Source organism: Thermococcus barophilus MP (genome assembly GCF_000151105.2).
Lineage (GTDB): Archaea > Methanobacteriota_B > Thermococci > Thermococcales > Thermococcaceae > Thermococcus_B > Thermococcus_B barophilus.
Map to the genome: position 1 here is coordinate 1,268,105 of NC_014804.1, position 19,087 is coordinate 1,287,191.

General features: G+C 42.2%; 27 protein-coding genes. 8 read left to right on the plus strand and 19 right to left on the minus strand.

Going from position 1 to position 19,087, the window contains the following annotated elements; genetic code table 11:
- Window positions 1-91: 91 nt before the first annotated feature.
- Entirely contained in the window at window positions 92-724 is a 633-nt protein-coding gene (locus TERMP_RS07220; RefSeq protein ID WP_013467731.1) for a hypothetical protein, read from the plus strand.
- On the opposite strand, the gene TERMP_RS07225 is transcribed toward TERMP_RS07220, so the two are convergent.
- Entirely contained in the window at window positions 721-2,088 is a 1,368-nt protein-coding gene (locus TERMP_RS07225) for a TldD/PmbA family protein (RefSeq protein WP_013467732.1), read from the minus strand. The two genes, TERMP_RS07220 and TERMP_RS07225, sit on opposite strands and share 4 nt — an antisense overlap.
- Before the next feature lie 121 nt (window positions 2,089-2,209).
- Here TERMP_RS07225 and TERMP_RS07230 point away from each other — a divergent pair, with 121 nt between their 5' ends.
- Window positions 2,210-2,728 (plus strand): winged helix-turn-helix transcriptional regulator, encoded by a 519-nt coding sequence (locus tag TERMP_RS07230; RefSeq protein ID WP_013467733.1) that lies wholly within the window; start codon window positions 2,210-2,212, stop codon window positions 2,726-2,728.
- On the plus strand, window positions 2,721-2,981 hold the full coding sequence (locus TERMP_RS07235) for a hypothetical protein (protein ID WP_013467734.1): 261 nt from the start codon (window positions 2,721-2,723) through the stop codon (window positions 2,979-2,981). The genes TERMP_RS07230 and TERMP_RS07235 overlap by 8 nt, the downstream gene beginning before the upstream one ends.
- Here TERMP_RS07235 and TERMP_RS07240 read toward each other — a convergent pair.
- Genes TERMP_RS07240 through TERMP_RS07250 form a run of 3 tightly spaced genes read right to left on the minus strand, consistent with a single transcriptional unit; the run spans window position 2,978 to window position 5,263 of the window.
- A complete protein-coding gene (locus TERMP_RS07240; protein WP_013467735.1) occupies window positions 2,978-3,427 on the minus strand; it encodes a universal stress protein in 450 nt (149 codons plus the stop codon). The genes TERMP_RS07235 and TERMP_RS07240 overlap by 4 nt on opposite strands.
- A 2-nt stretch (window positions 3,428-3,429) precedes the next feature.
- Entirely contained in the window at window positions 3,430-4,707 is a 1,278-nt protein-coding gene (locus TERMP_RS07245) for an ArsB/NhaD family transporter (protein WP_013467736.1), read from the minus strand.
- 10 nt (window positions 4,708-4,717) lie between these two features.
- Entirely contained in the window at window positions 4,718-5,263 is a 546-nt protein-coding gene (locus TERMP_RS07250) for a universal stress protein (RefSeq protein ID WP_013467737.1), read from the minus strand.
- 131 nt (window positions 5,264-5,394) lie between these two features.
- Here TERMP_RS07250 and TERMP_RS07255 point away from each other — a divergent pair, with 131 nt between their 5' ends.
- Complete coding sequence (locus TERMP_RS07255; protein WP_013467738.1) at window positions 5,395-7,323, plus strand: S16 family serine protease; 1,929 nt, start codon at window positions 5,395-5,397, stop codon at window positions 7,321-7,323.
- Here TERMP_RS07255 and TERMP_RS07260 read toward each other — a convergent pair.
- Window positions 7,320-8,591, minus strand: coding sequence for a phosphoadenosine phosphosulfate reductase domain-containing protein (locus tag TERMP_RS07260; RefSeq protein ID WP_013467739.1), 1,272 nt, complete (start codon window positions 8,589-8,591; stop codon window positions 7,320-7,322). The genes TERMP_RS07255 and TERMP_RS07260 overlap by 4 nt on opposite strands.
- 146 nt (window positions 8,592-8,737) lie before the next feature.
- Between TERMP_RS07260 and TERMP_RS07265 the strand changes: the two genes are divergently transcribed.
- From TERMP_RS07265 to TERMP_RS07280, 4 genes are all read left to right on the plus strand, one after another.
- A complete protein-coding gene (locus TERMP_RS07265; protein ID WP_048159794.1) occupies window positions 8,738-9,445 on the plus strand; it encodes a SagB/ThcOx family dehydrogenase in 708 nt (235 codons plus the stop codon).
- Window positions 9,445-9,627: a membrane protein gene (locus tag TERMP_RS07270; protein ID WP_013467741.1), complete on the plus strand. Its 183-nt coding sequence runs from the start codon at window positions 9,445-9,447 to the stop codon at window positions 9,625-9,627. The genes TERMP_RS07265 and TERMP_RS07270 overlap by 1 nt, the downstream gene beginning before the upstream one ends.
- Before the next feature lie 31 nt (window positions 9,628-9,658).
- The gene (locus TERMP_RS07275) at window positions 9,659-10,192 is read left to right on the plus strand and encodes a ferritin-like domain-containing protein (RefSeq protein WP_148221078.1); all 534 of its coding nucleotides are present in this window, start codon (window positions 9,659-9,661) and stop codon (window positions 10,190-10,192) included.
- A 122-nt stretch (window positions 10,193-10,314) separates the two neighbouring features.
- The gene (locus TERMP_RS07280) at window positions 10,315-10,821 is read left to right on the plus strand and encodes a ferritin-like domain-containing protein (RefSeq protein ID WP_148221079.1); all 507 of its coding nucleotides are present in this window, start codon (window positions 10,315-10,317) and stop codon (window positions 10,819-10,821) included.
- Here TERMP_RS07280 and TERMP_RS07285 read toward each other — a convergent pair.
- The 14 genes from TERMP_RS07285 to TERMP_RS07350 are packed head-to-tail and all read right to left on the minus strand — an operon-like array spanning window position 10,818 to window position 18,834.
- The gene (locus TERMP_RS07285; RefSeq protein ID WP_013467744.1) at window positions 10,818-11,276 is read right to left on the minus strand and encodes a 4Fe-4S binding protein; all 459 of its coding nucleotides are present in this window, start codon (window positions 11,274-11,276) and stop codon (window positions 10,818-10,820) included. The genes TERMP_RS07280 and TERMP_RS07285 overlap by 4 nt on opposite strands.
- Window positions 11,277-12,245 (minus strand): respiratory chain complex I subunit 1 family protein, encoded by a 969-nt coding sequence (locus TERMP_RS07290; protein WP_013467745.1) that lies wholly within the window; start codon window positions 12,243-12,245, stop codon window positions 11,277-11,279.
- Entirely contained in the window at window positions 12,242-13,471 is a 1,230-nt protein-coding gene (locus tag TERMP_RS07295) for a hydrogenase large subunit (protein ID WP_013467746.1), read from the minus strand. Before TERMP_RS07295 ends, TERMP_RS07290 begins: the two co-directional genes overlap by 4 nt.
- The gene (locus tag TERMP_RS07300; protein WP_013467747.1) at window positions 13,464-14,018 is read right to left on the minus strand and encodes an NADH-quinone oxidoreductase subunit C; all 555 of its coding nucleotides are present in this window, start codon (window positions 14,016-14,018) and stop codon (window positions 13,464-13,466) included. Before TERMP_RS07300 ends, TERMP_RS07295 begins: the two co-directional genes overlap by 8 nt.
- Entirely contained in the window at window positions 14,015-14,461 is a 447-nt protein-coding gene (locus TERMP_RS07305; protein WP_013467748.1) for an NADH-quinone oxidoreductase subunit B family protein, read from the minus strand. Before TERMP_RS07305 ends, TERMP_RS07300 begins: the two co-directional genes overlap by 4 nt.
- A 2-nt stretch (window positions 14,462-14,463) precedes the next feature.
- Window positions 14,464-14,805: a hypothetical protein gene (locus TERMP_RS07310; RefSeq protein ID WP_013467749.1), complete on the minus strand. Its 342-nt coding sequence runs from the start codon at window positions 14,803-14,805 to the stop codon at window positions 14,464-14,466.
- Complete coding sequence (locus TERMP_RS07315) at window positions 14,802-16,355, minus strand: proton-conducting transporter transmembrane domain-containing protein (RefSeq protein ID WP_013467750.1); 1,554 nt, start codon at window positions 16,353-16,355, stop codon at window positions 14,802-14,804. The genes TERMP_RS07310 and TERMP_RS07315 overlap by 4 nt, the downstream gene beginning before the upstream one ends.
- Window positions 16,352-16,723, minus strand: a complete 372-nt coding sequence (locus tag TERMP_RS07320; protein ID WP_013467751.1) for a sodium:proton antiporter — start codon at window positions 16,721-16,723, stop codon at window positions 16,352-16,354. The genes TERMP_RS07315 and TERMP_RS07320 overlap by 4 nt, the downstream gene beginning before the upstream one ends.
- Window positions 16,713-17,183 (minus strand): MnhB domain-containing protein, encoded by a 471-nt coding sequence (locus tag TERMP_RS07325; protein ID WP_013467752.1) that lies wholly within the window; start codon window positions 17,181-17,183, stop codon window positions 16,713-16,715. Before TERMP_RS07325 ends, TERMP_RS07320 begins: the two co-directional genes overlap by 11 nt.
- Window positions 17,180-17,455, minus strand: coding sequence for a hydrogen gas-evolving membrane-bound hydrogenase subunit E (gene mbhE / locus TERMP_RS07330; protein WP_013467753.1), 276 nt, complete (start codon window positions 17,453-17,455; stop codon window positions 17,180-17,182). The genes TERMP_RS07325 and mbhE overlap by 4 nt, the downstream gene beginning before the upstream one ends.
- Window positions 17,452-17,715 (minus strand): hydrogenase subunit MbhD domain-containing protein, encoded by a 264-nt coding sequence (locus TERMP_RS07335; RefSeq protein ID WP_013467754.1) that lies wholly within the window; start codon window positions 17,713-17,715, stop codon window positions 17,452-17,454. The genes mbhE and TERMP_RS07335 overlap by 4 nt, the downstream gene beginning before the upstream one ends.
- On the minus strand, window positions 17,712-18,062 hold the full coding sequence (mnhG, locus tag TERMP_RS07340) for a monovalent cation/H(+) antiporter subunit G (protein WP_013467755.1): 351 nt from the start codon (window positions 18,060-18,062) through the stop codon (window positions 17,712-17,714). The genes TERMP_RS07335 and mnhG overlap by 4 nt, the downstream gene beginning before the upstream one ends.
- Window positions 18,059-18,334, minus strand: a complete 276-nt coding sequence (locus TERMP_RS07345; protein ID WP_013467756.1) for a cation:proton antiporter — start codon at window positions 18,332-18,334, stop codon at window positions 18,059-18,061. The genes mnhG and TERMP_RS07345 overlap by 4 nt, the downstream gene beginning before the upstream one ends.
- Window positions 18,331-18,834 (minus strand): Na+/H+ antiporter subunit E, encoded by a 504-nt coding sequence (locus TERMP_RS07350; protein ID WP_013467757.1) that lies wholly within the window; start codon window positions 18,832-18,834, stop codon window positions 18,331-18,333. Before TERMP_RS07350 ends, TERMP_RS07345 begins: the two co-directional genes overlap by 4 nt.
- Between the last annotated feature and the right edge of the window lie 253 nt (window positions 18,835-19,087).

Genomic DNA, 19,087 nt, shown 5'->3' on the forward strand with positions numbered 1-19,087 from the left:
GGTAGCAACCATTTTAACATTCCAAATTAATTTGAAGCCAACAGAAGTATTTAATATTCCAAATAATACATACAATCATGGGGACGATGTTATGAAAAGCTACTTTGCTGTTGCGATAATTTTTGTGGTTTTGGCATTACTGTTTGGCACGTTCTCACTGGAAAGATCTAAAAATGCCGCTATCAATGAAAGCTCAGCAACTCATGTAAATTTCTCAAACTCCTGCATTCATCCAGGTTATGGAGAGTTTAACGTGCACAACATATTGTTCAACACATCGGAAAAGCTCCCACCAGAAACGGTATTTAGAGTTGCAATGCCAAGGAACACAACGATAAGGATAAAGGGCATAATATTTGCAAAAGAGTATGCAGTAAAGGAAGCCACCAGCCCTAGAGACGTAAATAAGACAAAATGCTACTATGATGGAAAGGCCAAACTTAAAGCATTCATTGGTGAGCCAAATCTCGGAGATGCATGGAGCACAATTCAAGAAAAGTTAAAAGAACCTGAGGAACTTGAAGTTGAAATTATTCCCAGTGAAGTCGACATTTCTCTGGAAAAGAATGCAACATTCGAGGTTAAAATAAACACAAAAAACGCCGAGGAAGGAAAAACCTACTACATTTATATTGTCGCCTTTGGAGAGAGAGGATGGAAAAGCTGGGCAGAAATTGAAGTCAAAATCTGGAAGATAACAGCATCTTCAACTCCAAGAGGCTAAATTAATCCACCTACCAACGCTCTCGTCAATATATGAGGCCCTCCATCATCCACGGGCACCCACTGACCCTTTCCGCAATAGCCGGGGAACTCAACTTTCAAATCTTTACCAATAGCCCTAATATTCTTGAGAACATCAAGAATTTTTCCGGATAATGCAACATCCCGTATATGAGCCTTAATCTCCCCATTCTCAATTAGATAACCTTCCTTCGCTCCAAACATGAATGTTCCATTGGCTATATCTACTTCCCCACCTTTATCACCAATTAGATACAAACCATGCTTCACCTCACTGAGCATCTCTTCAAAGCTCCAGTCACGAGGCTCAATGTAAGTGTTGCTCATCCTGACCAAGGGCTGATAGTTGTAGCTCTGAGCCCTTCCATGTCCATTTGGCTGCATATTAAGGTAAGTTGCTGTCTCTCTGTCAAGAAGGTACTCATTTAGAACACCATTTTTGATTATCTCAACCCTTTTGGCTTTTATACCTTCATCATCATAAATGTATGAGCCGAATTTTCCTTCCATGGTTGGGTCATCAACAACAGTAAGCTCCTCAACGGCTATTTTCTCTCCAAGTTTTCCCTCTAAGATGCTCTCCCCATTCTTTATTGCATCACCTTCGCTTGCATGTCCCAAGGCTTCATGAATGAACACACCGGCAAGCTCTGGATCCATTATCACATCGAACTCTCCAGAAGGTGGAAGCTGGGCATCCAGAAGAGACTTTGCTTTTTCTTTCACAAAATCTGTCCAGTATTCTAAGTCAACTCTATCGATTATCTCCCATCCACCAGTCCCACCGAAGATTTTCCAGTAGCTCTGCATGTCCTTTCCTTTTTTAGCCGTTGCAGAGAAGCTGAGTCTTATCCTTGGGACTGTAGTTTCAATTTCACTTCCCAGTGAGTTGAAGTAGAACTGCCACTTTAAGCCATCGCCATAAGTCACTTTTCTGTTTACAATTCCATCCCCACTCAGAAACTTATCTACCATTTTCACAAGCTCAAGCTTTTCCTCCAAATCAACATCTGTGAAAGGCTTTTTCGCTTCAATTTCTGCCTTATCCTTTATGGGATCATCCAGATAAACTTTTGAGCCTCCTTTCATAAGTTTCGCTATTTTCATTGCCGTCTCGATTGCTTTTTCAGCCCTTCTCATGTCGTTGGCTGAGGAAAATCCCCATGCTCCTTGAAATGCTCTCACACCAATACCAATTTCCATATTTGAGGAAAGTTCTTCAAGGTGAGAATTTTGCATCTCCAGATGGGTGGCATTTATTTTAACTATCCTCACTTCATAGTAGTTTATTCCATACCGTCTCGCGAGTTCCTCTGCTTTCTTCATCAATCTCTCGATTTCCATGTGTATCACCCTGCAAATCACAGAAAGGGACACCCATTCATAAACCCAAATCAATTTATATCTCTTTCTCCGTGTAATTTATAGAAGAGTGTACCAAAAGGAGAATAAGGCAAGTGGTAGCATGACCCATAGAGAAGAAATACTCCAGTACATCTATAAAAATCCAGGAATAACGTTTCGAAGACTTGCAGAAGAGCTTGGGATAGGGATAGGAAACCTTCAATATCATCTGTACCAGCTTGAAAAAGAAAACAAAATAGTTTCAAAGAAGCTTGGGGGAAAAAGATACATATTTCCCAAGGAATTTGAGAAAGAATACGAACCGTTGCTAATAGCAATCTCCAATGAAACCCAGAGAAAGATACTGCTGTTGCTGGCAGAGAGAGAAATGAACCAGCGGGAAATTGCAGAAAGATTAAAGCTGACTCAGGCAACGATAAACTATCATATGAACGTCCTCAACAAACTGGGCTTGATTGACAGGAGAAAACAGGGGCGAAATGTTGTGTACAGCCTGAAGTGTGACATCGAGGTGATAGTGAGAGTAATCAGTGAATATCGACCAAAGCTGTGGGATAAGCTGGCAGATAAGCTTATTGACCTGATGCTAACCCTAAAGGGTGGTGAATTAAATGATTGATATAATACTCGATGTCGCAATAATTGGTATCGCACTTTTCCTATCCTTCGTCTCGTGGATAGCGTATAAAAAAAGCGGTATGAAAAGCATCTTATTCCTACTTCTTGCCTTTCTGCTCTTTGGAATTAAGAAAACCTTGGAAAACCTTCACATAATAGCGGGAATAAAAGAGAGCACCCTTGATATAGTGGCAACTGTGCTTGAGCTGATGATACTCCTGCTGTTTTTCATAGCGGTCGTAAAGATGGATTAGCGGACTATCAGCAGGGGAGGTTTTATAATTCCGGCAAGCTCCTCCAGCAAGCTCCCAATTCTTGTTTTTCCACTCTTCCCGTAAGCCCCCATAACAACCAAGGAGTATGCTCCACTATTTGCCTCTTTTAGGATCTCATCCTTTGCTATTCCTTCCACGATCTTCATGGAGCAGTTCACATTCTCCTCATGGCAGAGCTCAAGCAGACCTTCCATTATCTCCTTAACACTTTTCTTCATTTCTTTCCATATCTGCTCCTCAAACTTTTTTATTTCTCCAATTTTATCACTTCGCATGCTTAGGTTAAAAGCAATAGCCTTTGCCTCCCTTCGATCGAGAACAGAAAACAAAATTACCTTGGCGTTTTTCTTCTTGGCTATGGCTATAGCGTGAAGTGCAGCTTTCTGACTCCATTTTGATCCATCTATAAGCACCAGTATTCTCATATTCACCACCCAATGTATCTAACCCAGAGTATTCCAACTCCTATAGCGACTGTTGTAATCATTATAACCATACCAGCTTTTAAAAAGTCCCCAAATGTTATTCTAATTCCTTCTCTCTCAGCAATTCCAATAACGACAACGTTTGCAGATGCTCCTATTGCGGTTCCATTCCCTCCTAAACAAGCTCCCAAGCTGAGGGCCCACCAGAGGGGGTAAACGTCCATTGAAGTGCCCATATGCTTTATCAAGGGTATCATTGCAGCTGTTAATGGGATGTTGTCTACAATGGCTGAGGAAAAAGCTGAAAACCACGTAATTGCGAGCAGAGCTTCACCTGAAGTATGCACGTGATTTAACACCCACTCCGCAACTTGTGCTATTGTCCCTGTTTCCTCCAATGCCCCAACGATTATAAATAATCCCCCAAAGAAAAACAGAGCTGGCCACTCAATTTTTTCAAAAATGCCCTCCGGGTCTTCCCGTGTCCACAACAGTATTAGAGAAGCCCCAAGAAGAGCCACAACAGCAGGTTCTATGCCCAATTTGTCATGGAAGAAAAACAAAGCTACCACAAACAGAATTATCGCTACAGACTTCCTAAAAAGCCTTATATCCCTAATTGCAGCTCTTTCATCCAAGCCACGAAGAGTTTGTTTTATCATAACCTTCTTTTTAGGAGTTACCTTAAGGGCGCTGTTGTATGCAAGGTATATTATCAAGACAGTTACAATCAAATCAACTGCCGCTATGGGTCCCATATTACTCAGAAATTCATTGAAGCTTAATTTTGCCGCAGACCCTATCATTATGTTTGGAGGGTCTCCGATCAAGGTTGCAGTTCCACCAATATTGGATGCAAATATCTCAGAAAGCAGAAAAGGAACTGGATTCAGCTCCATTAAGCGGGAAATGTAGAGAAGCATTGGGGTTAACAATAGTACAGTTGTGACGTTATCCAGCACAGAGCTGACTATCGCGGTAACAACAGAGAACAACAGCAAAACTCTAATAGGGCTTCCACGTGCAAGCTTTACAGTCTTTATTGCAACATACTCAAAAAGCCCACTGTTTCTGGCAGTGTTTACAATAATCATCATCCCCATTAAAAGGAACAAGGTGTTCAGATCTAAATATTTGGGAACCCTTTCCCATGGCACTATTTTCAAGAACAGAACCGCCGATGCTCCGAGCATGGCAGCGACTGCCCTATGGATCCTCTCACTAACTACCAGCGCATAAGTAAGGAGGAACACTGCAATTGCCACTGTTTCAGGGTTCATTCTTGTCACCTCAGTACACTATAACCGGAATATCAACATGCTGGACTATCTTTAAAACTACAGGGCTTAACGGGTGAGTTTTTGTAATCTCAGAGCCGTAAGCTTTAGACAATACAAGCATGTCGTGCTTTTCAGCAAGCTTTATAACATCTTCCCCTTTATCCCCAAAGAACAATCTGACTTGAGGACTTATGCCGAGATCTTCAAAATTTTTAGCAATTTTTTCAAGTAACAGCTTTCCATCATTTTCCTCTTTCCTTCTGAACTCCTCACTGATGTCTTTGCCGAGAGTTTGCTCGATCACATGGAACACATGAGCATCAATGATATAAACAAGGATTACCCTTACATCATTATAAGCCGACAGAGTTTCGTAGATTTCGGGCGGAATTTCACCTATAAATCTATCAAGAGGCATTAAAATTGATTTAATTTCTGGAAGCCTCATCTCTTCCTCAGTTAATAGAAATTCCTTGTATTCCTTGAGAATTCTTTCATACCTTCTTCCAGCAATGTTTTTAAATTTTCTTTGAATCAGCGATGAAAACAACCCCATCCATATCCCCTCAGCATTTTATTACAACGACTTAAAGATATTAAATTTATTTGGTGCAATCCTCTAATCTTAGATTCATGAACCACAAGAGCTATTAAATTAAAAATCTTTTTGGATTTGGGGGTGAAATAATGAAAAAGCTGTTGCCGTTCTTGGCGTTAATTCTGCTTATTTCGCCGCTGGCACTTGCCCAATGCCCGGCTGAAGGGCATACAGTAGTCTTAAAAGCCCCAGCAGTCTCAAAAACTGCCAACGGAGATCTAATTGGTGTAGCCACGGAGTTCGTAATTACAGTAGCCCCGGGAAGCGGACACGTGTACGTGGAGACATGGCCATTAGCAGAAGTTGACATGCAGGCAAGTGCAAGATTGGCTGCTCAAGTAGCGGGTAGGGTTCTTGGAGTTGATATGAGCAAATATGATGTCTTCATACAGGTTAAGGCTGACTCACCCATAATTGGAGGACCATCTGCTGGAGGAACCATGACCGTTGGTATTATAGCAGCATTAAAGGGTTGGAAGCTCAGAAATGATGTCATGATGACCGGGATGATAAATCCAGATGGGACAATTGGTCCTGTTGGTGGAATTTTGGAAAAAGCATCGGCAGCCCACAGTGTTGGAGCGAAGCTGTTCTTAATACCTGAGGGACAGAGAATCCAAGTTGTCCAAAAAACTGAACAAAAGCAAATTGGACCTCTTGTCCAAATAACAACAAAAGAAGAAAAGGTAGATGTTGTTCAATATGCAAAGGAAAGATGGGGGCTGGAGGTAAAGGAAGTCAAAGACATCTATGAGGCTGTGTATTACTTTACAGGACACAAAATAGAAAAGCCCCAAGCTCCGGAAAATATCAAAATCGACACATCATTCCTCAAAGAAGATGCAGAGAGGGATTACAAAAACACCACAGAATACTACAAACAAGTTGAAAAGAAGCTCAAAGAGAGCGATGTTAGTTATACAACCTACTCCTATCTCAAAGCAGCGCTTGAAGATGCAAACCAGACCCTAAAAGACGCCAAAGATGCCTTGGATTCCGGGATGTACTACACAGCTCTGAGCAAGGACTTCCAGGCGAGAATTATTATCAGACACGTTGATTGGTATCTGGATGTGCAGAATGAGAAGGACATTGAAAAGCTACTCAACTCTGTCAATGATGATATAAAAAATACCGAAAATTACGTTTCTAACTTGACAATTAGAGGGACAACAATGCTACAAGCTGTTGCAGCAAGTGAGGAAAGGATAGAACAGGCAAAATCTCTTCTCAAGGATGCATGGAGCGATTACTACAAAGGTGACTATTGGAATGCTGTAAGCAATGCTGCATTCGCATATGAAAGGGTGCAGACAGCAAAGTTCTGGGCTAAATTGGGAGAGAGATACGCGAAAGGTGATGTGATCAGCAGGGATGTCATCAAAGAGACAGCGAGAGAGTACTTAGACAACGCCCGTCTGGTTGTTACCTATATAACTTCAATGTTTGGGGAAAGCTTGATGCAGGGACTCGTTGATGAGCTGAATAAGGGGGAGCAGTATTATGAGGATGGAAAGTATTCAGCAGCATTATTTTCAGCAATGGAGGCAAGAATTAGGGCAGAAGTTATACTCGACACCCTTGGAATAGACAACGAAACAGTTCTTACGGATAAGCTCCAGCAGATGAAGGAAGATGCAAAAACAGCAATAGCAATAGCTCAGAGCAAGGGGGTTTATCCAATCCTTGGAATGGCGTACTATGAGTTTGCTCAAAGCTACGAAAAGCAAGGAGGGACTGAAAATATCCAAACAGCTATGATATTCTACCAATATGCAAAAGAGACCGCAATGATGTTCCTTCCGAAAACTGTTCCAAAAATTACCGAGAGCACAATTACTCCTCAGATAATCCATCCATCAAATACACAGACACCTATGGATACACAAACAGCCAGCACAACCACAGCATCAGCCGTTCCTGAGAAAAATGTCCCAACATCACTCTTGGGTGGAATTGGGGTGCTTGGTGTTCTGTTTGGGTTGATAATTGGAATTGTGCTTGGAAGAAGGCTTTAATGGGGAGGTAAATTTTTCTCCCCTCTCTTCTTCAACAACGTTATTTCCCAATCAGCCAAACTGGGACAGATTGTGCATCCCAAGCGGTAGAATCCTTCATAATATAGGGGATGCAGATCAAAACCGTTCATTAATATGTAGAGCTGCACCATCATTCCAGACCAGAATTTGATCGGCATTACTTCCAAGAAAGTACCAAGTACTTCATTTTTCCTTTCAATTGCAGGAGGCTTCAGTCTTCTCTTGGCACTTTCACCATCTCTATCACCTATTACCAAAACTGGACTATCGAACTCCTTTATAGCGTTATAAAGAGCCTCAACCTTCATCCTGGTGCACCAGCGGTTATTGTGGGTAGGAAAACCGTACTTATCAACTGGCATTTTAACAAAACTTTCAATAATATTGACCTTAAGCTTTTTAGCAAGTTTTTCAACGTACTCATCAGTTTGAGGCATCTCATATTCCATTTTGACATAGACAGCAGTAACATCTCTGAAAACCTTGCTTGCCAAAATTAATGCAGCAGTTGAATCCTTTCCCCCGCTCCAAGGCACTATTATGTCATAACCTTCAAATTGTTTAAGGAAACTCTCACTTGCCTTTTCAAAAGCTCTGATGTATGATTCATTTGCCTTAATAATGTCCTCTAAGCTAATTTCCTCAGTGTACGGGATTTTCCAGAGTACTTCCGTTTCTTCTCCGATGCGCTTGCTCACTTCAGCTATTTTCATGCTTCCGGAGTAGTACACCTCCTGGTTCATCAATTTCCTCAGAACAAGAGAAACACTCCCAATATCTATACCCAAAATCTCCCTCATATTTTCTCCAAACCTATCACCGAATGCCAAGTAGATGTCATAGTCTGGATTAATTTCAATGCCGAGAGGATTTTCTGGGTTAAGTTTGTAAGCCCCATTCCACTCTATTCCAAGTCTAAATCTTGCCTTAATCTCTTCCAAATGAGTATAAAGCTCGTCAACTCGCATGTTCCTAACTTTTTTGGTTCTCAGAATTCGGGAGTAGAAGGGTTTTCTCAGCTCAAAGAAGTATGCAGTAATATCTCTTGCTAATTCTCTCTCCTTTTCTCCGAATAGCAAAATCGGTATGTATGGAGCATCCTTTAACCCTTCAAGAATATCTTCAACCTCATTAAACTTTCTGCCACCACCAAGACTCGAAACTTTCAAAAAGCCACCATAGTTGCGCTTATTTATATACTGCAGGGCTTTAGCATCTTTCCTTGCTCTCACAATCACGTGGAACATGTTGGAAAATTAGAAAAAGGATTAATAAAGTTTAGCTGTACAAAAAGTTGAGATCAAATGATGAAAACTCCCTGGACTGAGTTGGTGATGATGACCGGTTCGCTGATGCGAAGCTCTAAAATACCTGAAGCACATAATTAATACCTATGAAGTATCAGAAAATTAGTTACCTGGTAGTGATCTTGGTAGTAGTGTCATCCCTTCTTATTTTATTCAAACCCTATTTCTATTCTTTTAGGGAATATGGTGTCAAGTATGAGGGTGAAGAGGTAATGCTGCCAGAACCCGAGTTAAAAGGCGAAATGAGCGTTGAAGAGGCAATAGCAAAGAGGAGAAGCATTCGATATTATAAAGACAGACCCTTGACCCTTAAGCAGCTCTCCCAGCTGTTATGGGCCGCCCAGGGCATAACAGAGGAGAAGAAAAAATTCAGAGCAGCGCCAAGTGCTGGAGCCACTTATCCTTTTGAGATTTATGTAGTCGTTGGATACGTTGAGGGACTGAAACCGGGAGTTTATCACTATGACCCCTTTAATCATAGCCTAACGCTGATTAAAGAAGGCGATTATAGAACAGAGCTCCAAAAAGCCGCATTGAATCAGCAATGGGTTGGAAAAGCTGCGGTTGATATAGTTCTTGTGGCATTTTATGAGAGGACAACAAAGTACTACGGGGAGAGAGGTTACAGGTATGTCTACATGGAAGCTGGTCATATTGGGCAAAACATATACCTGCAGGCGGTAGCACTGGGTCTGGGAACAGTTGCAGTCGGTGCATTTCACGACAAAGAGGTTGCCAAAATAATTGGTACTGATGGGAATCCCATTTATATATTCCCTGTGGGGGTTCCGTGATGGTTGGTTTTGATCATTATACCCTTGGTTACCTGACTTTCGCATTCATGAGCCTAACAATGCTCAGTGGAGCATTTATATTTTTGAATAAAAACAAAAAAAGCTTCTGGGTAAAGATGCATATAGTTCTAAGCGTGATAACGTATATCCTGATGGTTCTAACAATTTTGCTGGTAAGATAAATAAGCTTGAATCTAAAGAATACATTTGGTGATGTTAATCATGGACAATATTCATTTGGGAAAATTGGACATTGAAAAGTTTATCGAAGAGCTTGAAAAACTAAGTGACAGAGAGATTCTAAGTTATTGGATTAAAGGTGAACTTAAAGAAGCGGAGCTTTATAAGAATCTTGCCATAAGGGCAAAAAAATTGGGGCTTGAAGACAGGATTGTGGAAACGTTTATAATTCTCTCAAAGGAGTCAAAAGGCCATGCGACCCGTTTATGGGAGATATACAAACGTTTATTTAGAACAGAAAAACTCGAAGAGGTAGAGCTGCCCCCCATTGAAGTTGAACCCCTCATCGATGAATTCAAAGAAACAAGTAATATCTTGGGAATACTTGAGTTAGCAATGCAATCAGAACTTCTTGCGAAAAGAATATACAGACTTCTTGCCAAAAGGACAAAAGACGAAAAAATGAAAAAAATTTACGAATATCTGGCAGCTGTAGAAGATGAGCACTATCACAAACTTAAGGTTGAATATGAGTATTGCAAGAAAAAGGCACAAATAAATGAATAAAATACCAAGAACATCTTATTTTTTTAAATTCTTTTTTAGCTTTCCATTATTTCCATGAAAGAGTTTCTTAGAGAGTTATACCAAAACCAGTATTAAGTAGGATACTCAAGAATTTACTGGTGGTGAAAGTGGATGGAGATGATGTCATATCCAATCTTAGGGAACTCGACTATAAGTTGGTTTTGAGCTACTGGATTAAAAGTGAGAACGATCTTTCAAAATTCTACAAAGAACTTGCTTGCAAATCAAAAGAAGTAGGACTGGAAGAATGGGCATTTGACATGTTCATACTTCTCTCAGAGGAGTCAAAACGAGTTGAAAAGAAACTTAAAGAAATATATTCCAGAAAATTTGGCTCCATAGATATAGAAAAACTCCCAGATTCCCCAATAAAAATTCCAGCATATATTAAAGAGTTTGACAATCCCCACAGCATCCTTGGCATTTTAAAAAGTGCAATATACTGTGAAGAACTCGCTGAAAACATCTGTCAGGTTCTCTCCCAAAAAGCTCCAACTGAATACGAGAAAGAACTTTTCAAATACCTTGCTTCTTCAGAAAGATGTCACCTGAGGATTCTCACGGAAAGATTCAATTATTATAAAAAGAAACTTAAAGCGGAAAGCTAAACTCCCATTTCCTTAGCTTCAGGAGGCTCTTCGATTAGATTATCGCTGTATTTGTTGTAGTCAGCCAGCAGAAATTCATCACTCATCCTCAATGCTTTCACTGCCTTTTCCTCCCCTGGAAACTTCTTCCCCGGACACACATCCACACATAGGGCACAGAACATGCACCTCGAAACATAATGCCTGATCTTCTTAAGCTCCGGGATCCACTCCATAGCATTAGCTGGACACACCAGTATGCACAACCTACAGCCTATGCACCTTTCGGGGGTGTACTTCAGCTTTCCCCTGAAGCCTTCAGGAACTGGAACAGGAGGATTTATCTTTGCCTCTCCTCTCTGAACCTTATCAATAAGGGCTGTTACATTTTTAGGAGCATGCTTTACCGGAAACGGATTTGTGAAGGGTCTTTCCATAAGCTGCTTAAGGAACAGGAACATTGCCTTTGTTGGCATTCACCTCACCCCCAGCCAAACAAGTGCCAAACCGAGCAATGCAATTAAGTTCACATGAACCCAGAAAATCCGCGATGCCTGTTCGATTCTGAATCTTCCGAATGATGTCCTTACGATTGTCACTGCAGCTATGTAAATTATCAGTACTTTAAAGAGGAACCACAAGCTTTCAACAATGTAAAGCATGGCACCATTCAAGCTAATCCCAAAAACATAGCTGAATGTGAACGGTATGAATAGAACTGCCTCAATTGCTGCCATTGCAAACCCTCTCACAGCGTCAGAGAGATAAAACAGAGCCAAGTTCCTGCCACTATATTCTGCGAGCATACCCTCTGCTATCTCCGTTTCAGCCTCTGCGATATCAAAAGGAAGCTTGGCAAGTTCCGCAGGAGTTACAACTAACAGCGCTATGAAAAGCAAAACAACTCCCAATGCTGCCACTGGAGAAACCATTGTCCAAACTGGAGTGGATGCGATCGTTGTGAGGGAGAAGCTCTTGTACAAAAGTGCAAACCCAATAATCACAATGGCCAAAGGCATTTCATAGCTCATCATGAGCACCATTTCTCTCTGTGCTCCAACGGAGGAAAACGGACTTCCTGAAGAAAATCCTCCAACTGCCATAGCTAAAGACTGGAGTGTCAGCAGATATAGTATCACTATCAGGTCTCCATATCCCTCAAGGGGCGCCTTAAGAATACCAAAGGGGATGTAAAGTAGCAGAGTCATTGAAGATGCAAATGCTAGGATGGGCATTGCATTAAAGAGCCACTTTACGGCGTTTTCCGGTACAACTGTTTCTTTGAGCAACAATTTCCCGACATCCCAGAAAGGTTGCCTTATAGGCGGACCAATTCTTGATGTCATTCTTGCAGATATCCTTCTGTCGATACCTTTGTAGGTCAGTCCAAGAAATACACCAAGTACTGGGAAGGCAACCGCATAGAATAAAGTCTCGGGGGTCATCCTCTCACCTCCTTCTCAATTTTCCTTGTCTTTTCAACTGCCTTCTTGTGGATGTATTCGTAGCCGAGAACCTTGCCTTCTGGTGTCTTTAGCAGTGCAACCCTGTCGTTACAGCACATGCACGGATCGATGTATGCTACAACTATTGGGATATCTGCAACTTCCGCTCCAAGCAGGAGTGGAGCCCAGCTGTTAATGTTGTTGTAACTTGGGGCAATCACCTTCCAGACACTTGGTCCATCTCTACCATCAAACTTGAGATAGTGAACAACTTCTCCTCTCGGCGCCTCATGGGCACCAATTGCTTCGCCTTTAGTTCTTCTAATTTTTGCCAAAAGTGCTGGATAATTGGGGATTGCAAGTATCTTGCCCTCTGGAAGGTTGTCAACACAGTATTCGATGATATCCAAGCTCTGCTCTATTTCATAAATCCTGACCATGGTGATATCGTAGGCATCTCCCTTAGCCTCTCCGACTATATCTTGAGGAACGACAGCCCTAACATCAATGTCAGCATAAGCATCGTACGGCATATCCTGCCTGATGTCCATTCTGATTCCAGCAGCCCTTGCAACAGGACCGACAACATTCAGCTTAAGTGCCATCTCTTTTGAAAGCTGGGCAACTCCTCTTGTTCTTGCTTTATAGACGGGATCCGAGAGGATTATCTCCTTCATCTGCTCTGTAAACTTCCAGTAGTAGGTAATTGCATCTTTAATTGCCTTTATGTGCGATTCCTTGAGATCTCTCCTTACACCTCCGATCATATACACCGAATAATTAATTCGGTTTCCAGTGAGAAGCTCCAGCAAGTCAAGAACCTTTTCCCTTCCTTTCCATGTCCAGAATAAAAGTGAGTCAAATCCCATTTCGTGGGCAATAACTCCCAGCCAAAGAATGTGCGAGTGTATTCTTTCAAGTTCTGCTATTATCGGACGTATATACTGTGCTCTTGGAGGCGCCTCTATTCCAAGGGCCTTTTCGGCTGTTACAACGAAAGCATATGGATGGGAGATGGAACAGATGCCGCATATCCTTTCTGATAGATATAGAGTCTGAATGGCGTTCCTCTTCATTCCCATATACTCTATTCCTCTATGAGCAAATCCTCTTTTAACGTCAACCCTGACGATTTTCTCGCCCTCAACCTCTGCCTCAACGCGTATAGGCTCTTTAAGAGCAGGATGGATGGGTCCTATAGGAATATAGTAAGCAGTCTTAGGCATTCCCCTCACCTTTCTTTCTTATTTCCCTAACGCTCTTGTGTGTATGCTTAATCATATCTTCAACACCGTATTCGTCCCTTCTCCATGGATACTTCCCCTCTGGCCAGTCATCAGGTAAGAAGAGATGTCTCTTGTTCTTTAAGCCTTCAAACTCAATGCCAAGCATTTCTCTGATTTCCCTCTCATTTGTTTCTGCACCGGGCATTAGGTCCGTTATCGTGGGGAGAATTAGACTGTCTTTCGGCAGGTCGAACTTCAGTGTTATACTTACTTCACCCCATGGATTTGAGTAGAACACACCAAATGAGTATATCATCTTTATGCTGTCCCCACCATTATCCTCCCCAGATATAAGATGCAGATGAGGGTAATCGAGTGAGAATATTGTCTCAACGGCTTTCCTAAACGCCGACCTGTCAATTTCTGCCCAAACTTCATAGAGCTTTCTCTTTCTTCTAATTCCCATCTCATATTCCCTGATTTCATAGTTAAGCAGTGCATCACCAAGTGATTTTTCCAGTTTTTCAATGACCTCTTCAACGTTCATTCTTCCTTCCCCTCCAGTTCTTTTTCTAACTTCTCCAACTTGAGCCACGCCTTAACAACGGCATCTATGATTGCTTCTGGCCTTGGCGGACATCCGGGAACATAGACATCAACAGGTATTATCTCATCAATTGGACCTGCTATGTTGTAGGAGTCATAGAAGACTCCACCGCTTGTTCCGCAGTTTCCGACCACAATTACAGCCTTTGGGTCTGGCATCTGCTCGTATATTCTTCTCAGTTTATCCGCAAAGTCTCTTGGGATTGCTCCGGTGACCAGAAGCACATCTGCGTGCCTTGGACTGCCGGCAAGCTTTATCCCAAATCGTTCAACATCGTATCTTGGCGTCAGAAGTGCAACAATTTCAATATCACATGCATTGCATGAACCTCCGGATGCATGGAAAACCCAAAGAGAGCGTTTAAAGTTTGTCAGCTTGCCCACGTTCACGCACCTCCCACCAGAAGGAAGAGTATTACAGTCCCAACCCCAAGGTACCAAAGGATGTAATCCCTAACATCTCCTGTATGGATAGCCTGAAGAACTCTATAGTACTCTTTAAGTGCCTCTATAAACCCCCAATAGATATCGCTTGCTCTTACTTGAATCTTCTCTTTGGACGGTTCTGCGTTACCGCTTAAATATGGCTTTACCTGCTCGCTTTCTTTCTTATAACTTGGATTACCCCTTGAGTAAATTATGTAGCCGATTAAAGCAAAGAGTATAAGGAAAGCAAGCCACAACAATGGGCTCCAATATCCTGAGCCAGTTACAAGTTTTGATATCATGCCAGACCACCCCATGACTGATATTGCGCAACGTTGATGAGGGCATCCACAGCTGGATACACGATTTTATTCAGTACAACGTCCGGGAACAGACCGAATAGTATACAGAGCAATGCCAAGATCACCATAGCCACTATCATCGGTCTTGGGACTTCTCTTACGTTCTCGAACTTCTCCAATGGTGGCCCCAAGAACGCTGACGCAAACACTTTAACGAATGAAGCAAGGGTCAATATACTCGTGACCATTGCAAATACCGCCAATAGCGGATTCAATCTGTAAGAGCTCTCATAGATTAGGAATTTGCTTGCAAACCCGTTGAAAGGCGGCAAACCAGATATGGCTGCAGCACCAACAATAAAGCACAAAGTTGTAATGGGCATCTTCCTCGCTAATCCTCCCATTTCGTTGAGGTTTCTTGTCCCGGTTACGTAGAACAGTGCACCAGCAGTCATTAAGAGCAAGCTCTTGTAGATTATGTGGTTTATTATGTGGAAGATTCCTCCAGCCATTGCCGTTCTCCCGAACTCTGCCAATGCATCGGAATTATGAAGAACCGTTAAGCCGACACCAACACCAAGGAGCATGTAGCCAGTTTGTGAGATAGCGTGGTAGCTCATGAGCCTTTTTACATCTTTCTGAACCAGAGCCATTGTAACACCGATGAACATCGTTAGAACGCCAAGGATTGACATTATCCATCCAACTCTCTCTAAGCTGATTGATACGTTTGCAAAGAGTGTGAAGCTGACTCTAAAGAGAGCATAGAGGCTTGCATAAGTAGACACCAGCAGGACTGGGTTTATACCAGCCGGAACTTCGGTGTATGCATCGGGAACCCAGTAATGCATTGGAACTGAACCGCACTTCATGGCAAACGAAGCAAATAGCAGGCCAAATGCTATCATGTCAAGGGTACTGAGGGAGACCTGTCTGCTTATATAGGCTAAGTTTAAGTTTCCATATTCGCCATAGAGGATTCCAATGGCAAAGAGAACCATCAAAGATGCAACGGCACTTACTATCAGATATTTAATTCCAGCTTCACTCGCTTCACCGCGGTAGTTTCTGAATCCAACCAACGCTGAGCCAGCGATCCCAGCTATTTCTAAGAACACGAAGAGATTGAAGAGATCTCCTGTGAGAACCATGCCGAGAATGCCCACTTCTAACAGAAGCAGCAATGCATAGTATTTTTCCAGACCGCTCTCCGCTTTAACATGACTGTATGAATAGAGAGCACCGACAAAGCTCATCAGAGTCGCTGAGATGGCCATGAAAGCTCCAATGCCGTCAATCTCGAACATAATCCTTATTGGAACTTTATAACCTGAAGGCAGTACAAGGGTTGGCTTATCCGCGCCGAAAACATACACTATGATACCATGCAATCTGACCTGGTACATCAGCATAAGAGAAAGGACTACAGTAACGGCAGTTATCACTATAGCCCATACCGCTGCAATGCTCTGTTTTTTCTTGAACAGAGGTGCAATAAACGCTCCAAAGAGAGGAACCGCTATCATCAATGCCGGTAAGTGCTCAATCATCCCCTCAACCTCCTGATCTTTGTAACGTCAAGGGTTCCATAGCGCTTGTAGATGTTCACAGCAAAGGCAAGCATTAAGGCTGAGACAGCAACACCTATGACAATGCTCGTAAGTGTTAATGCCTGTGGAGTCGGGAGAACCATATTTTGCGGATTTGCTGCCTCTGGTGGTGCCAAAGTATAGATTGGGGCATAGCCACCTTTTACATATCCCAAGGCAACTAAGAACAGGTTGACTGCTCCTTCCAAGATTTCAATACCTATGACAACCTTGATTAGATTCCTCTTGAACCCTATTGTGTAAAACCCTACTGCCAAGAGGAGTGCGACAACTATGAACGGAAAATTAACCCAGATGCTACCATTCATCCCTCTCCCTCCTCATGATTAGGAAGAACACCAGCACTATGCTTGTAAGGCCTGCAAGAACCTTCATACCGACAAAGATGTTCATGTACGGAAGAGTGCCACCTGTGTTTAAATAGCCCGGATTTATCCCAACTGGAGTTTTTCCTCCAAATAATGGGAATCCGCTGTTTGCAATTACGTTTTTGAAGAACGTGTAGCCAGCAAACCCCAGACATGCCATTCCAAGGAATCCCAGTGCTCCAATGCTTTCAAATACACTGAGGGGAGCTTTCTCAAAGAGGCTTTTAACAGCATCGTATTTGTTCGCCACTATGAGCAACGCTAAACCACTTGCAAAAACTGCTCCCCCCTGAAAGCCTCCTCCCGGTGTTAAATGACCATGGAGTATAATGTAGCTACCAAAGACAAGTATTAGAGGTGCCAGTATTTTGGTCGTGGTCTTTATGATGGTTGTCGTCATTTTTTCGTCCCCTCCTTCCTCCGCAGAACCATTAAAACTCCAGAAACTGCCGTAAACAGGACGGTCGCTTCGCCAAGAGTATCGAAACCTCTGTAGTCAAAGACTATGCTTGTGACAACGTTGTTAGCTGATGCTTCAATCTGAGCATGGGTTATGAACCAGTCATCCATTTCTCTGTGAGGGGGCTCTCCAAAAGGCCTGATGCTAATCATCGCAGCAAGGAGGAAGAGCGTGAACCCTATGAAAGCAAGCAATCCAAGAGAAGTCCTCATTCTATCACCTCCTCATCAGTCGTGTTCTTGATGGCAAGAAGGTACATCGCAGTTGTTAAACCAGCTCCAACGCCAGCTTCAGCTATTGCCACGTCTGGAGCTTGGAGAACATAGAACTCAAGGGACAAGATGAGGCTAAAAACTGCCATGGCTATAACTGCCATAATTAAGTTCTTGAATCTGATGGCAACTATTGCACTCACCAGCAGGCCAATTCCTATTAAAACCTGGAGAATCCAAAAGAACTCCATAAAGTTCATAGCTTTCCCTCCAGCTCATCTATTACAGCACCATAAGGTCTAATTCCGGACTTTCTCGCGGCTCTTCCAATTGCATGGGCACCCACTGGGTTTGTCAGCACTAAGAATATCACCACGAGAGCTGAGTGAATGCCTATTGTAACCCATCTCGGATCATGTGTCGGAAGCCAGTTATAGAGTGAATACACCACCGTGGCAAGGACTATGAAGATCGTTCCAAATGTTGTACATTTTGTTGCTGCATGAATCCTTGTGTAAACGTCTGGAAATCTGAGAATTCCGATGCTTGCAAGAAAGTTGAAAATCACTCCAATTGCCAAGAAAACTGTGATTACATACTCGATCATGCTATCCCCACCTTCTTCTTCACCAAGTATCTTGCAATGTACAGCGTGGCTATGTAGCTCAAAACAGCATATACCAACGCAACATCAATGAAAACTGGTTGCTTTGTAACAACCCCATAGAGAACCATTGCACCTGCTGTTGTTGTTGTCATTGAATCCAGAGCAACTGCTCTATCTGGAATCGTTGGTCCCAAGATAAGCCTGATTAGAGTTAACATCGCTGAAAATAGTAGCAGAATTAGAGCCACCATAAATGCACTAACCACATTCATTCCGCAATCCTCCTTGCCCATTTTGGAAGATACCCACAAAGCTCTTCAGGAGTTGGTTTTTCTTTTCCAGGCGGGACGTTAATCCAGTGAACGTATAAGTTACCCTCCTCGTCAATTTCAAGGGTAAATGTCCCTGGGGTTAAAGTTATTGAATTTGCCAAAAGAGTTCTGCTTTCATCCCTCGTAAGACCTGGAGATATTTTAACAATGCCAGGTCTTATTTTTCCAGTTATTACTCTGTAAGCAACGTCAAGGTTAGCTTTTGCCATTGCAAAGAAAAATGGACCTATTGCATATACTATGAAAAGAACCCATCTCCTTGGATTAAAGAAGTATTCCAGCTTCTCGTCCATTATGTTCCTTGTTAGATATCCTATCACCGCTGCAATAATGAATCCAGCGATTAATTCTTCCCTGCTCCATGCGATTATATTTCCTGAACCCGCTGTAAGCAGTAAGTATACAATCAAAGACCACAGGAAAGATGTCACAAACGCCATTCTTTCACCTCAACTTTAAGTTTTAAACCTATATTAAGCGTTTTTGAGGATAATATCATTTAGAATTTGCCAAAAATTCTTAAATACGTTTCTAAAACGAAAGGTTATAAACCAATATTTTGACAAATGAAAAAGTAACCAAACTTTACAAATTATCTAACACATTAGATTATTAGTGAACACATATTTTCACTGAGGTTTATGTAAGTTCACGGAAAATGTGGAAAATAGTTATACCTTTGTAAAGATTTAC

Coding starts and splice junctions, on each gene's coding strand:
- TERMP_RS07220 (WP_013467731.1), top strand. CDS start 92: ATGAAAAGCTACTTTGCTGTTGCGATAATTTTTGTGGTTTTGGCATTA.
- TERMP_RS07225 (WP_013467732.1), bottom strand. CDS start 2,088: ATGGAAATCGAGAGATTGATGAAGAAAGCAGAGGAACTCGCGAGACGG.
- TERMP_RS07230 (WP_013467733.1), top strand. CDS start 2,210: ATGACCCATAGAGAAGAAATACTCCAGTACATCTATAAAAATCCAGGA.
- TERMP_RS07235 (WP_013467734.1), top strand. CDS start 2,721: ATGATTGATATAATACTCGATGTCGCAATAATTGGTATCGCACTTTTC.
- TERMP_RS07240 (WP_013467735.1), bottom strand. CDS start 3,427: ATGAGAATACTGGTGCTTATAGATGGATCAAAATGGAGTCAGAAAGCT.
- TERMP_RS07245 (WP_013467736.1), bottom strand. CDS start 4,707: ATGAACCCTGAAACAGTGGCAATTGCAGTGTTCCTCCTTACTTATGCG.
- TERMP_RS07250 (WP_013467737.1), bottom strand. CDS start 5,263: ATGGGGTTGTTTTCATCGCTGATTCAAAGAAAATTTAAAAACATTGCT.
- TERMP_RS07255 (WP_013467738.1), top strand. CDS start 5,395: ATGAAAAAGCTGTTGCCGTTCTTGGCGTTAATTCTGCTTATTTCGCCG.
- TERMP_RS07260 (WP_013467739.1), bottom strand. CDS start 8,591: ATGTTCCACGTGATTGTGAGAGCAAGGAAAGATGCTAAAGCCCTGCAG.
- TERMP_RS07265 (WP_048159794.1), top strand. CDS start 8,738: ATGAAGTATCAGAAAATTAGTTACCTGGTAGTGATCTTGGTAGTAGTG.
- TERMP_RS07270 (WP_013467741.1), top strand. CDS start 9,445: ATGGTTGGTTTTGATCATTATACCCTTGGTTACCTGACTTTCGCATTC.
- TERMP_RS07275 (WP_148221078.1), top strand. CDS start 9,659: ATGTTAATCATGGACAATATTCATTTGGGAAAATTGGACATTGAAAAG.
- TERMP_RS07285 (WP_013467744.1), bottom strand. CDS start 11,276: ATGCCAACAAAGGCAATGTTCCTGTTCCTTAAGCAGCTTATGGAAAGA.
- TERMP_RS07290 (WP_013467745.1), bottom strand. CDS start 12,245: ATGACCCCCGAGACTTTATTCTATGCGGTTGCCTTCCCAGTACTTGGT.
- TERMP_RS07295 (WP_013467746.1), bottom strand. CDS start 13,471: ATGCCTAAGACTGCTTACTATATTCCTATAGGACCCATCCATCCTGCT.
- TERMP_RS07300 (WP_013467747.1), bottom strand. CDS start 14,018: ATGAACGTTGAAGAGGTCATTGAAAAACTGGAAAAATCACTTGGTGAT.
- TERMP_RS07310 (WP_013467749.1), bottom strand. CDS start 14,805: ATGATATCAAAACTTGTAACTGGCTCAGGATATTGGAGCCCATTGTTG.
- TERMP_RS07315 (WP_013467750.1), bottom strand. CDS start 16,355: ATGATTGAGCACTTACCGGCATTGATGATAGCGGTTCCTCTCTTTGGA.
- TERMP_RS07320 (WP_013467751.1), bottom strand. CDS start 16,723: ATGAATGGTAGCATCTGGGTTAATTTTCCGTTCATAGTTGTCGCACTC.
- TERMP_RS07325 (WP_013467752.1), bottom strand. CDS start 17,183: ATGACGACAACCATCATAAAGACCACGACCAAAATACTGGCACCTCTA.
- mbhE (WP_013467753.1), bottom strand. CDS start 17,455: ATGAGGACTTCTCTTGGATTGCTTGCTTTCATAGGGTTCACGCTCTTC.
- TERMP_RS07335 (WP_013467754.1), bottom strand. CDS start 17,715: ATGAACTTTATGGAGTTCTTTTGGATTCTCCAGGTTTTAATAGGAATT.
- mnhG (WP_013467755.1), bottom strand. CDS start 18,062: ATGATCGAGTATGTAATCACAGTTTTCTTGGCAATTGGAGTGATTTTC.
- TERMP_RS07345 (WP_013467756.1), bottom strand. CDS start 18,334: ATGAATGTGGTTAGTGCATTTATGGTGGCTCTAATTCTGCTACTATTT.
- TERMP_RS07350 (WP_013467757.1), bottom strand. CDS start 18,834: ATGGCGTTTGTGACATCTTTCCTGTGGTCTTTGATTGTATACTTACTG.